Source organism: Bradyrhizobium sp. 139, from assembly GCF_023074175.1.
Lineage (GTDB): Bacteria > Pseudomonadota > Alphaproteobacteria > Rhizobiales > Xanthobacteraceae > Bradyrhizobium.
In genome coordinates this window covers 1-12,699 of record NZ_JADPKS010000035.1, presented here as the reverse complement: position 1 = coordinate 12,699, position 12,699 = coordinate 1, and the positions used below count along the sequence as shown (strand labels likewise).

Here is a 12,699-nt window from a genome sequence, read left to right as displayed (position 1 = left end):
GCGTGAACAAAGGCCCTGAAAAAACAGCAATATGGTTGCCGCACGGGGATGTGAGTGGTATCCCGCGCCCATGACGACCATCCCCATTTCCAACATCCGCAATTTCTCCATCGTCGCCCATATCGACCATGGCAAATCGACGCTGGCCGACCGCCTGATCCAGATGACCGGCGGCCTCACCGACCGCGAAATGGCGGGCAAGGAGCAGGTGCTCGATTCCATGGACATCGAGCGCGAGCGCGGCATCACCATCAAGGCGCAGACGGTCAGGCTCGCCTACCGCGCCAAGGACGGCAAGGATTACATCTTCAACCTGATGGACACGCCCGGCCATGTCGACTTCGCCTACGAAGTCTCGCGGTCGCTGGCGGCCTGCGAGGGTTCCCTGCTGGTGGTCGACGCCAGCCAGGGCGTGGAAGCGCAGACGCTCGCCAACGTCTACCAGGCGCTCGACAACAATCACGAGATCGTCCCGGTCCTGAACAAGGTCGACCTGCCAGCTGCCGAACCCGAGAAGATCAAGCAGCAGATCGAGGACGTCATCGGCATCGATGCCTCCGACGCGGTGATGATCTCGGCCAAGACCGGCCTCGGTGTGCCCGATGTGCTGGAGGCCATCGTCACCCGGCTGCCGCCGCCGAAGGGCGACCGCGACGCGACGTTGAAGGCGCTGCTGGTCGACAGCTGGTACGACGTCTATCTCGGCGTCGTCGTGCTGATCCGCGTCGTCGACGGTGTCATGAAGAAGGGCAGCCGTGTTCGCATGATGGGCACCGGCGCGGCCTACGACATCGAACGCGTCGGCTTCTTCACGCCGAAGATGCAGCAGGTCGACGAGCTCGGTCCCGGCGAGATCGGCTTCATCACCGCCGCGATCAAGGAAGTCGCCGACACCCGCGTCGGCGACACCATCACCGACGACAGGAAGCCGATCACCGAGATGCTGCCAGGCTTCAAGCCGGCAATCCCGGTGGTGTTCTGCGGTCTGTTCCCGGTCGATGCCAACGACTTCGAGACGCTGCGCGGCGCCATGGGCAAGCTGCGCCTCAACGACGCCAGCTTCTCCTTCGAGATGGAAACCTCCGCCGCGCTCGGCTTCGGCTTCCGCTGCGGCTTCCTCGGCCTGCTGCACCTGGAGATCATCCAGGAGCGGCTGTCGCGCGAATTCGATCTCAACCTGATCGCGACTGCGCCGAGCGTCATCTACAAGATGAAGCTCAACGACGGCTCCGAGATCGAGATTCACAATCCCGTCGACATGCCCGACGTGGTCAAGATCGCCGAGATCCAGGAACCCTGGATCGAGGCCACCATCCTCACCCCCGACGAATATCTCGGCAGCGTGCTGAAGCTGTGCCAGGACCGCCGCGGCTCGCAGAAGGAGCTGACTTACGTCGGCGCCCGCGCGATGGTGAAATACGATTTGCCGCTCAACGAGGTCGTGTTCGACTTCTACGACCGTCTGAAGTCGGTCTCAAAGGGTTACGCCTCGTTCGACTATCATCTGACCGACTACAAGCCGGCGGATCTCGTGAAGATGCAGATCCTGGTCAACAACGAGCCGGTCGATGCGCTCTCGATGCTGGTGCATCGGACCCGTGCGGAGGGGCGCGGCCGCGCCATGGTCGAGAAAATGAAGGAGCTGATCCCGCCGCACATGTTCCAGATCCCGATCCAGGCGGCGATCGGCGGCAAGGTGATCGCCCGCGAGACGGTGCGCGCGCTGCGCAAGGACGTCACCGCAAAGTGCTACGGCGGCGACATCACGCGTAAACGAAAACTTCTGGAGAAGCAGAAGGAAGGCAAGAAGAAGATGCGGCAGTTCGGCAAGGTCGACATCCCGCAGGAAGCTTTCATTGCCGCGCTGAAGGTGGATAGCTGAGGCGAGGTTCGGACAGGTCCGATCCGGACGTTTGGGCCGGAAAATAAAAAACGCGAAAACAACCCCATGCACAGTAGCCGACCCATTGTTGGCATTGCGCTTTTTCGCTTTTTACGAATCCTGTTTGACGTGTCGGGCAAAACAGGGGCATGATGGCATCATGGCAGCGGGTGCAGTCGGCAGACGGTAATGTCCTGTCAAACCACCCCCGTCGCGTTTGTGCTCATAGCCCGGATACCTCCAGAGGGCGTCGAACCGTTTCGAGCCTACGAGGATGCCGTCCTGCCGCTGTTGCCTGAGTTCAATGGATCTCTGGAGCGTCGTCTTCGCAACCCGGACGGCACCATCGAGATACACATCGTGAGCTTCACGTCCGAAGCGGACTTTCAAAACTACCGGAATGATCCTCGGCGAACAGCGCACGTCCGGCTGTTGGAAAAATCATCCGCGAAGCTGGACTTGTTCCCGATGGCGAACGTGTAGCGCCCGACAATATCTGGCTTGCTGTTGCGTCGCGGCAATCGTACTAAGAGCGCTCGTCGGACCCGAGTTCATCGGGTGGCTCGGCCGGGCGCCCATCCCCCGGAAACCCTCAGCGTAGCGACATCGAAGCTTACCTTTAGGCCGACCGGGCGCCGCCCGTCGCCTCGCTGGTCTTATTGGTTTCAGCAAAATGACGTTCTACCAAACGTTCCGCCGCGAGTGGCTGACAAACGTTTCCACGGACCTGCTCTCCGGTGTTCTCGTTGCGCTGGCGCTAATTCCGGAGGCCATCGGTTTTTCGATTGTCGCGGGCGTCGACCCGAAGGTGGGCCTTTACGCCTCATTCTCGATCGCCTGCGTGACCGCCGTCGTCGGCGGCAGGCCGGCGATGATCTCCGCAGCGACGGCATCGACCGCGGTGCTGATGATCACCCTGGTCCGCGATCACGGCCTTCAGTACCTGTTCGCCGCCACGGTGCTGATGGGACTGATTCAGATCGCCGCAGGGGCCCCGCGGCTTGGTCTGCTCATGAAGTTCGTGTCCCGCTCGGTCATGACCGGATTTGTAAACGCCTTGGCCATTCTCATTTTCCTGGCTCAGTTGCCGCAATTGACGCACGTCGGCTGGGAAACCTACGCGATGGTCGGCGCGGGCCTGGCCATCATCTATCTGTTCCCTTACGTCACCAAACGAGTGCCGTCCGCCTTGGTCAGCATCATCGTGCTGACCGCGTTTACGCTATGGTCCGGTATCAAGCTGCGTACCGTCGGCGACATGGGCGAATTGCCGTCCAGCCTCCCGTTCTTCGCGATCCCCCAGGTCCCCTTCAATCTGGAGACCCTGAGGATCATCCTGCCGTACTCGCTGGCGATGGCTGCGGTCGGGCTGCTGGAATCGCTTCTGACGGCTTCGATCGTCGACGACATGACCGATACTGGCAGCAACAAGAACCGGGAATGCGTAGGCCAGGGCGTCGCCAACTTCGTCACCGGCTTCCTCGGTGCAATGGGCGGATGCGCCATGATCGGGCAATCGGTCATCAACGTCACCGCCGGCGCGCGCACCCGTTTATCAACGTTCTTCGCCGGAGCCTTCTTGCTGTTCCTGATCGTTGTCCTTGGCGAGTGGGTGAAGCAGATTCCGATGGCCGCGCTCGTGGCCGTGATGATCATGGTCTCGATCAGCACGTTCAACTGGTCGTCCCTCGTTAACCTGCGGTCCCACCCCCTAAGTTCGAGCGTAGTGATGTTGGCCACCGTCGTGGTCGTTGTGGCGACCGGCGATCTGTCGATGGGCGTGCTCACGGGCGTCGTGCTCAGCGGCGTGTTCTTCGCCGGCAAGGTGGCACGCCTGCTCGGGATCGAAACGGAACTTTCCGAAGACGGACGCAAGATCACTTATTACGTCACGGGGCAGGTTTTTTTCGCCTCCTCCAACAGTCTTGTCGATGCCTTCGAGTACCTCGATGTGCCGAGCCGGGTCCGAATCGACGTCAGCGACGCGCATTTCTGGGACATCACTGCCATCGGAGCACTGGATGACATCGTTCTCAAGCTTCGTCGCAACGGCGCCGAAGTCGAGGTCATCGGGCTCAACCAGGCCAGCGCCACAATGGTCGAACGCTTCGGTACGCACCATAAGCCAGGTGCGCGGACGAAAGCGGTCCATTAGTGGAAGCATGATGTTGCCCGGCTAGGTGAAATCGGACTCACCGCATCAAGCATCGCAGGATGCGGTTGAGCCCTAGCGCCGGCGCCTTGTCGGCATTACGTTATTTCGGTTTTGACGAAGCCTGTTTGACTGGTCGGGCAAAACACTGCCATGACGCCATCATCGCAGCGCGTGTGATCGGCAGGGCCGAAAAACGCGACGCGGCTCATTGAGGCGCGGTCGTTGGCGCAGTCAGTGTCCAACCTTCCTGAATTGGACCAGGCTGAACGAGCCGATGCCGCTTGTCCCGATAAAGGTGAAGCCGGCCAGCACGGCCAGCCTGCGATACTCGGCTTCGGTCCGCTCGCGGCCGCCAGGTCCCCTCAGCATATTGAGGTCGCTCATGGCGCAGGAGCGGTCCTGGGTCTCGGTCGTGGCAAGCTCCGGCATGATCCGCTCGATCACGATCAACGTTCCGCTGACCGGTAGCGCCTCCCGGCAGTTGCGCAGAATAACCTCGCAACGATCGTCCTTCCAGTTGTGCAGGATGCTCTTCATCAGGATCGTGTCGGCGCCGCCCGGAACCGCTTCAAAGAAACTCCCGGCAACGAACCGGCAGCGATTGGCGATGCCAAGCCGGTCAAAATGCGCATGCGCTCCAGCCTCGCAGCGCGCAAGGTCGAAGGAGATCCCCTCAAGATGCGGGTTGTGCTTGAGTACGCCGCCGATCAATTCGCCGGTGCCGCCACCGAGATCCATGACGACGCGCGCGACCGTGAAGTCATGGGCCGCAACGATCCTTGGAACGATGGACCGTGTGAGACTGACCATCGCGGCGTTGAACCGGCGGTTCCATTCCGGCGCCTTGCTTGTCGCGGCGTAGCGATCGTCGCCGTCGCCGCGCAACTCGCCCGCGCTCTTCCCGGAGCGAACCGACTCGACCAGTCCGCTCCAGGATTGCGCGAGCATCTCGCCCTCAAAGAGAACCCAGTCCTTGAAGGACGGGTCGGCCGCCTCGTCGAGCTGCCGGCCGAGATCGGTCATGGCAAACCGGTCCCGGTCGGCCTGCCTGCACAGGCCAATCGTCGTCAGGCCGACGAGCAGTCTGCGCAGCGCACTTTCGTCGGCGGACACCAGCCGGGCAAGCTCGGCCACCGATTTCGCCTCATCGCCGATGGCCTCGGCGAGATTGAGCTTCGCCGCCGCATAAATCACTGCGGTGACGCGATGGGACTGCACGAGATCATGCACGGATGCTGGCTCGCTCATGTGTTGCCTCCTGTCAGTGCGGGTTCAATCGGTCGGGACGAACCCCGTTGCCTGCACGATCGCCTTCCACCGGTCGGATTCGGATGCGATCAGCCTGGCGAAGTCTCCCATGGCGATCGCGTCGGGCTCGACGGCCAGCTTTGCCATGCCGACTCTGACCTCGTCGGTGCGCAAGCCCGCCTGGATCGCGGCGTTGAGCTTGTCGACGATCGACGCTGGCGTTTTCGCCGGAACGAAGAACGCAAACCATGTGAGGTCCTCGAGCGACGGATATCCAGCTTCCCGTACCGTCGGCACCGCCGGAACAAACGGGCAGCGGCGCGGTCCGGTGGTTGCCAGCGCACGAAGATCGCCAGACTGGACGAGTCCGAGCGAGCTACCAATCGGCATGACGGTCGCGGCAATCACGCCCTTGACCAGATCCTGAATCGCGCCACCGCCCTGATACGGTACGTGAAGAAAATCGAACCCCGCGTTGAGGCCCAGCATCGTACCGAGAAAATGCAGCGTGGTTCCGGCGCCCGGCGTGCCATAGGTGGCGAGCTTCGGATTGGCGCGGCACCAGGCCACAAAGTCTGCCAGTGTCTTGACATCAGGCGGCACCATGGGACCGACCGTCAGCAATGTCGGGGTCGAGGCGACAGTCGACACCGGCGTGAAATCGCGCGGCTGGTATCTCAGCGTCTTGTAGACGTGCGGAAAGAACATCATGAAGCCGAGCGGCGCGAACAGGATGACCGATCCGTCGGCATCGGCGTTCTTCACTGCCTCCACCGCGATGCGACCGCCCGCGCCCGGCCGGCTCTCGACCACGATGGTTTCCGCATAGCCGCTCATCTGGCCGGCCACGAGCCGCGCCAGCCCATCCTGCAGTCCAGGCGTGAAGCCCGTCAGGATATGTACGGTTCTCGCGATCGGCTGTGCAAGCGCCCGCGGCACAAGATGCGCGGCGGAGAACGCGGCAGCGGCCGCCGACAACACGTCACGGCGCGTGATCATCGCCTGTCTCCCTGGCCGAGCCCAAATAAGATCGCGGCAAACTACCTGACCATTGCGGCAGCTTCCGCAGGTATGGATCGATCGGGTCGCACGAACACAAAACGGGACATCGCGGATATCTGCGCATCCTCGTGGCCGTCCTGGCCGATCAGGATGAGACCTGCTCCGCCGTTGGCCACCGTTAGAACGACCGCTTCACCCGCCCATGTCCTGATAGGTTCCATTCCAATGATCAGAAACTCACCGATCGGCTGGTCCAAATACTGGAGCCTCAGCTGCGGCGCGATTTCGGGGGGCGCAAGAGCAAAACCGAGCTCTTGTGCACGCACATAGATGTCCCGCAGCGACGATGTCTCACCTTGAAACCCGAGCTTGGCAACGGACACAACGACAAGCTCAACCTCCGCCTTCTTGCGGCTCAGCGTAAAGGCCGGTCGAGCCAGTATGTCAGCGGCCGAGTTTCCGACGCCGCACCCCATTGCACTCATCGCGTTGCGAAGAGCGAAAGTATCCGCGAACGTCCCTGTCAGGATCGTCTTCCACACCAAGGCATCTGCAGCGGAGCTGACCGGAATCTCCGATCCGAGAGCCGGCAGAGCTGCCTTGACCGCAAGGTGTCTCCGCAAAACATCTCGCGCGGTGCATTGAGCCTCGGCGCGATCTGCAGAGACCAAGCCAAGCAGGCTGAAGAGCAACAAGATCACAAATGTATCGCCAATGTGCCGGCACGTCGAACGATGCGGTCTTGCGATGCTTCGCTGCGAGGCAATGTAGTCGATCTCGCCGCGCGTCGTGCCGATATCCATCAGCTCCCGATCGCTGAGGGCACAGAGGGTGGCTTGTACATTCTGTCGTCTGCGGCGTTTCAGCCATCCGCTCCGGAATCGCAGGAAAAGGTTGATAGCCCGCTGCAGGGATGTGGCAGTCCGTCGCATCTGCTCAACGCCGGAAGTGGCACTCATCGGCAATTTTCCTTGGCAATGCCTCTACCGACGGCAGGCTGTCAGGATTGGGCCGGGCGCGCTTGACGTGCAGCTTACATTTTCCTTACCGACGGCTTATTCTTTGCGTCCCAACTGGTGCAAAGGCGGCTTCATCCGGCGGAGTGTTGTCTACAGGGGTGCCAGCTTGCGCTATCTCTTTGATCAATACGTGTTCGACACAGACCGGCGCGAGCTGCATCGCGGGCCTGATGCTGTGCCCGTTGCACCACAGGTCTTCGACATTCTCGATTATTTGATCCGCAACAGGGAGCGCGTTGTCAGTAAAGACGACCTCATGAACGCCATTTGGAAAGGGCGTATCGTGTCTGAGGCTGCGCTTACGACCCGCATGAATGCCGCCCGCACCGCAGTCGGTGACTGCGGGGAAGCCCAGCGCCTGATCAAAACAATCCCGCGCAAGGGCTTCCGTTTCGTCGGAGCGGTCCGGGAAGCACGGACCCCGAATCCTTTGGCAGCGGTCCACCACCAGCCAGAGACGAGGACCGCGGCCCTCCCGCTACCCGATAAGCCCTCGATTGCCGTACTTCCTTTCGTCAGCCTCAGCTCCGATCCGGAGCAGGAGTATTTCGCAGATGGCATCGTGGAGGAGATCACGATGGCCCTCTCTCGCTTTCGTTGGTTGTTTGTGATCGCGCGCAATTCGAGTTTTGCGTATAAGGGCCGGGTCGTCGACGTAAAGCAGGTGGGCCGCGAGCTTGGTGTGCGCTACGTGCTTGAAGGTAGCGTGCGCAAAGCGGAAAATCGCATTCGAATCGCGGGACAGCTTATCGATGCCGAAACTGGGGCACATCTCTGGGCAGACCGCTTCGACGGTTCGATCGAGGATATGTTCGATCTGCAGGACAATCTGACGGCCAGTGTCGTCGGCGCAATCGCCCCGAAGCTGCAGCGTGAGGAGATCAAACGGGCAAGGCGCAAGCCTATCGAAAGTCTGGATGCGCACGACCATTACCTGCGCGGGCTGGCGAAAATTCGTTGGTCTAACAACGCGAACACCGAGGCGCTGCAGCTCTTTTGCAAGGCGATCGAGCTCGACCCTCGTCTGGCCTGTGCCTATGGCATGGCCGCCTGGTGCTATGTTCGGCGCAAGGCGAATGGCTGGATCAACAATCCGGTAAAGGAAATTGCCGAAGCCACCCGGCTGGCCCGGAAGGCAGTAGAACTGGGCACAGACGATCCATTTGCACTATCTGTGGGCGGATATGCACTCGCCTTTATAGCCCATGAGTTCGACGACGCAGCGGCTTTCGTGGATCGGGCGTTAGCTGGCAATCCCAACTTCGCACAAGCGTGGTCCACCAGTGCCTGGTTGAGAGTTTGGCGAGGAGAGCCGGACCTCGCCCTCGAGCACTCTGCATATGCCATGCGACTTAGCCCGCTCGACCCCCCGATGTACTACAATTCGCAGGGAGCCATGGCGTATGCGCATTTTCTGGCAAGCCGTTATGACGCGGCAGCGTCATGCGCCGAGAACGCATTGCGTAGTCATACCAATTTCCTGCTCCTGACCTGCATTTCTGCGGCCAGCAACACACGCGCAGGGCGGCTTGAACGCGCGCAACGATCCGTCTTGCAAGCGCTTGAACGCAATCCAGATCTGCATGCCAATCTCAGGAATCTGGCACCGTTTCGCCGGGCAGACGACTACGCGAACTTCGAGAAGGCCCTTTGCGAGGCAGGTCTTTCGGAAAGGCACGACGCTGCCACCCCCTGACGGGGCGGACTGTTGCTCACGGCTTACATTTTCCCTGCCGAAGGCCTATTGTCCGCAGACAACTGCTCCCGCACCCTCGGAGGATAGAGGGCAGGCTTGGGAATGGTGCCATGCGCTATTTCTTCGAGGACTGTGCGTTGGACACCGAGCGGCGCGAATTGCGGCGCGGCCCCGATGTCGTGCCGACGGCGCCCCAGGTTCTCGATCTGCTCGAACATCTGATCCGCAGCAGGGATCGCTTCGTCAGCAAGGACGATCTCGTCAACGCGATCTGGAATGGCCGGATCATATCCGATGCGGCGCTGACGACGCGGCTGAACGCGGTCCGGCGCGCGATCGGTGACTCCGGTCAGCAACAACGTCTTATCAAGACATTTCCACGAAAGGGCTTTCGTTTCGTGGGCGCCGTGCACGACGAGGATCGACGACCAGGAACCGCGGCAGCGGTTACGGTCCCGATTACCTCCGCAATCGTTGTTGGCGAACGGCGATCCGCTGGCTGGCTGGAGGACCTCAGAGGTCGTTTAAAGCTCGTCGGCAGCGTGCTGGCGTCGGTCGCCGCCATCGGCGCAATTGCCGGCGGCCTCGCCGGATATTGGAATGTCTGGAAGACGGTCCGTACTGACGCAAAACGGGAAGCTCAAAATATCCAGGGACAACCGACGGTCAGGCCCGAGATCGTGCCGCGTCTCTCCCTCGTCGTGTTGCCCTTCGCCAGCCTCGACGACGATCCAGCGCAGGACTCCTTTGCCGACTCCATCTCGACAGATTTGACGGCCGAGCTCGCGCGAACGCCCGCCACTTTCGTTGTTGGACGCGACACCGCCTTTACCTACAAGAAGAAGCCGATCGATTTGCAGCAGCTCGGGACCGATCTCGGCATCCTATGGGCCGTGCGAGGCGCGGTGAGACGCAACGGAGACCAGGTGCGGGTCAACGTATCTCTCACCGACCTTCAGACCGCCCGCGACATCTGGTCGGATCGGTTCGACGGCGACCTCGCAAATCTGGCCGTCTTGCAGGATACCATCACAGCGCGGCTTCTCTGCGTTGCACACTTGCACCTCCGTCAATATGCAGAAGCCCTCCAACAGTGCAGCCGTTCCTTAAATATGACCGGCGCGGACTTTCAGGCTTACATGAGTCTGATCTCGGCTTACGGGTGGACGGGGCAAGGGGAATGGACACGCGAAGGCACCGAGACTGCGGCAGAAGACACGTCCTAATTCTACCTTGCAGCGGCCCATGGCACGTGCTGATTTCTGCTCACGGATGGCATCATCGCACTCCGCCGGCGGCGTCGTGAAACAGGTGGAAGCCCCTTGTGGGGCTTCTCGCTTTTTATTCGACGCCGAAGGCGCGGCGTGCCCCGGGTCCGTGCGGTTATCGCTTTAGCCACCGATCTCGGTCTGCCCGACAAGCCCGACCTTCGCAAAGTAGCCATCCAGCTGCCCCACGTCGACTGACGAGACCACCGCACCGACATATCCGTCCGGCCGCACCAGCCACCATTGACCCGGCTCAGGCGCGTAGGCGCTCTCGAAATAACCGTCGCTGTCGGCAAGGTCCCCACCGGCACCACTGTGATGGATGTGCAGACCGGCGCGTGGCGCTATCAGGTTCCGCTCCGCGTTGAAAGCGAGCAGCGTCCAATGAGCCCCGGCGAACAGCTCAAACAGCCGCCGCGTCTTGCCTGCCGAACCCTGAAGCGGTGCATCGGGTGCACGGTCTCCTGCAACGATGCGGCCGTGGCGCCCGGGCGCGTCCAGCGCCAACGCCGAGCCCGCATAACCGATGTCCAGTTGCTGGACTTCTCTGCCGCGCCGGCTGTCTCCTCGCTTCGACCCATCCAGCAACTTGGTCGCCAGTCCCAGCGTCGCCGCCGCGATCGGCCGCCGTTCTTCCTCATAGGTGTCGAGAAGCGCAGCCGGAGCCCGAGAGGCGAGCACGACCGCAAGCTTCCATCCGAGGTTATAGGCATCCTGAACGCTGGTATTGAGCCCCAAGCCGCCGGTCGGCGGATGTGTGTGCGCGGCGTCGCCTGCCAGGAGGACGCGGCCAACCCGGTAATGGTCGGCGAGGCGCGCGTTCATGGTGAAGGCGGATGCCCAGGATACCGAGTGAACGCAAACATCCTTCCGGCCAGTGCGCCCGGTCAGCATCGTGGTGAGACCGTCCTCGGACAGATCGACATCGCCCTCTAGCGGAACGGGGGCCTGCAGCTGAAAGAGTTCAGTGCCTGCCAGCGGGCAGACCGAGATCTGCCGCTCCATGTCTCCCTCATTGAAGCGGTGCCAGGCGTCGCGCCCGAAGCCGGTCAAAGTGACATCGGCGGCCACGGCGCGGACGCCCAATGTCTTGCCCGGAAAATCGATGCCGAGCGTCTTGCGAACAAAGCTGCGGCCGCCGTCCGTGCCGACAAGATAGCGAACACGGATGACCTCCTCTCCGGACTTCTGGACGAGATGCGTCGTCACGCCATCCTCGTCCTGCTCGAAGGATACCAGTTCGCAGCCGAACACCGGCTCATGCCCAAGCTCAATCAGGCGCTCTCGCATCACCCGCTCGGTTAGAAACTGCGGCACCATGAGCGGAATGTGGAAGGGCTCGGCTGCGCTTGGCTCCGACGGCTTGAACGAGGCGTTCTCCGAAAAGCTCCCATCTGGACGATACTCGCGCGGGATCGGGTACAGGCCACCGGCAGCGACCAAACGATCGAGGATGCCGAGGTCTTCGAAGATTTCCTGGGTTCGCGGCTGAATGCCCTTCCCGCGAGAGCCGCGGAATGCATCGTCCATCTTTTCAATCAAGCGGAACGGCACCCCGCGGCGAGCGAGTTCGATTGCCAGCGTCAATCCCGCCGCGCCAGCGCCGCAGATAAGCACCTCGGTTTCATATCTGGTTGTCATAAGCTTTCCTTTCCGTGTATTTTGCACGTAATCGGAGAAGCAGAATCATGTCAACCAAAAACGTGCAAAATACACGCATCTCGGAACAGATCAGGGCCATCCATGCCTCGCTTATCGACATCGTAAGCGTCATGAACCGGCCCGACCTCGATGAGGTACTGATCAAGGAAGCAGGTGTTCGGCTTGATCGGGCACTCTTTCCCCTGCTTGTGGGAATCGAACGGCTGGGGCCAGTCAGCATCGTGGACCTGGCCGCGAGAGCCGGCCGCGACCACACGACGGTCAGCAGGCAGGTCGCAAAGCTGGAGAGCCTTGGTTTGGTGGATCGCCAGGCTAACGAAACCGATCGGCGGGTGCGCGAGGCGGTGGTGACCAAGCAAGGCAAGGAAATGACGATGCTCATCGATGCGGCACGCGAGCGGATCGGCACTGCGGTCTTCTCAAGCTGGAAGCAGGCCGAGATTGATAACCTTGTGAGGCTCATGCGCAAATTCGCAGATGCCATGAAGGACTTCCCGCAGAGCTGAAACGGATGCGACGCACGAGAGAAGGGTGCTTGCGTGCGACCGTTAGCGCGTACGATCGGTTGAGCTCTCGCGAAACCATCGCGCCGACGCGGCAGACGCAGTGTCAAATCGTCTTGTTAGACTGATCCGATCGTGAGGCTCAAGTGCGATGGGTTTCGCTTCGAGACTGGGCAATTATTTGTTTTGTCGCCGGCTTACGCGGTCGTGTCGGAATGTTTGACGGATTTAGGCTCGGAGTGGCGCTGGGGCGGCCCGTAGCCG

Annotated in this window: 10 protein-coding genes and 1 other annotated feature; of the genes, 6 read left to right on the top strand and 4 right to left on the bottom strand. The window is 61.4% G+C overall.

What is annotated here, in order from left to right; all coding sequences use genetic code 11:
- Positions 1–70 precede the first annotated feature (70 nt).
- The 3 genes from lepA (at position 71) to IVA80_RS08560 (ending at position 4,037) form a co-directional block, all read left to right on the top strand.
- The gene (lepA, locus tag IVA80_RS08570) at positions 71–1,882 is read left to right on the top strand and encodes a translation elongation factor 4 (RefSeq protein ID WP_247427971.1); all 1,812 of its coding nucleotides are present in this window, start codon (positions 71–73) and stop codon (positions 1,880–1,882) included.
- A 189-nt stretch (positions 1,883–2,071) separates the two neighbouring features.
- Entirely contained in the window at positions 2,072–2,365 is a 294-nt protein-coding gene (locus IVA80_RS08565; RefSeq protein ID WP_247427968.1) for a hypothetical protein, read from the top strand.
- 55 nt (positions 2,366–2,420) lie between these two features.
- Positions 2,421–2,474, top strand: a sequence feature (sul1 is cis-regulatory element that is thought to sense ions involved in sulfur or methionine metabolism; They are found in Alphaproteobacteria).
- Positions 2,475–2,555: 81 nt separating this feature from the next.
- Entirely contained in the window at positions 2,556–4,037 is a 1,482-nt protein-coding gene (locus IVA80_RS08560) for a SulP family inorganic anion transporter (RefSeq protein ID WP_247427965.1), read from the top strand.
- Between the two features lie 231 nt (positions 4,038–4,268).
- Here IVA80_RS08560 and IVA80_RS08555 read toward each other — a convergent pair whose 3' ends face one another.
- The 3 genes from IVA80_RS08555 to IVA80_RS08545 are packed head-to-tail and all read right to left on the bottom strand — an operon-like array spanning position 4,269 to position 7,246.
- Complete coding sequence (locus IVA80_RS08555) at positions 4,269–5,285, bottom strand: methyltransferase (RefSeq protein ID WP_247427962.1); 1,017 nt, start codon at positions 5,283–5,285, stop codon at positions 4,269–4,271.
- 24 nt (positions 5,286–5,309) lie between these two features.
- Positions 5,310–6,284: a tripartite tricarboxylate transporter substrate-binding protein gene (locus tag IVA80_RS08550; RefSeq protein WP_247427959.1), complete on the bottom strand. Its 975-nt coding sequence runs from the start codon at positions 6,282–6,284 to the stop codon at positions 5,310–5,312.
- A gap of 41 nt (positions 6,285–6,325) precedes the next feature.
- Positions 6,326–7,246, bottom strand: a complete 921-nt coding sequence (locus IVA80_RS08545) for a hypothetical protein (RefSeq protein WP_346347980.1) — start codon at positions 7,244–7,246, stop codon at positions 6,326–6,328.
- A 166-nt stretch (positions 7,247–7,412) separates the two neighbouring features.
- Here IVA80_RS08545 and IVA80_RS08540 point away from each other — a divergent pair, with 166 nt between their 5' ends.
- Positions 7,413–9,002, top strand: a complete 1,590-nt coding sequence (locus IVA80_RS08540) for a winged helix-turn-helix domain-containing protein (protein ID WP_247427957.1) — start codon at positions 7,413–7,415, stop codon at positions 9,000–9,002.
- A 110-nt stretch (positions 9,003–9,112) separates the two neighbouring features.
- Positions 9,113–10,228, top strand: a complete 1,116-nt coding sequence (locus tag IVA80_RS08535) for a winged helix-turn-helix domain-containing protein (RefSeq protein WP_247427954.1) — start codon at positions 9,113–9,115, stop codon at positions 10,226–10,228.
- 165 nt (positions 10,229–10,393) lie between these two features.
- On the opposite strand, the gene IVA80_RS08530 is transcribed toward IVA80_RS08535, so the two are convergent.
- The gene (locus IVA80_RS08530; protein ID WP_247428299.1) at positions 10,394–11,911 is read right to left on the bottom strand and encodes an FAD-dependent oxidoreductase; all 1,518 of its coding nucleotides are present in this window, start codon (positions 11,909–11,911) and stop codon (positions 10,394–10,396) included.
- A 44-nt stretch (positions 11,912–11,955) separates the two neighbouring features.
- On the opposite strand from IVA80_RS08530, the gene IVA80_RS08525 reads away from it, so the two are divergent.
- The gene (locus IVA80_RS08525; protein ID WP_247428296.1) at positions 11,956–12,438 is read left to right on the top strand and encodes a MarR family transcriptional regulator; all 483 of its coding nucleotides are present in this window, start codon (positions 11,956–11,958) and stop codon (positions 12,436–12,438) included.
- Positions 12,439–12,699: the final 261 nt, after the last annotated feature.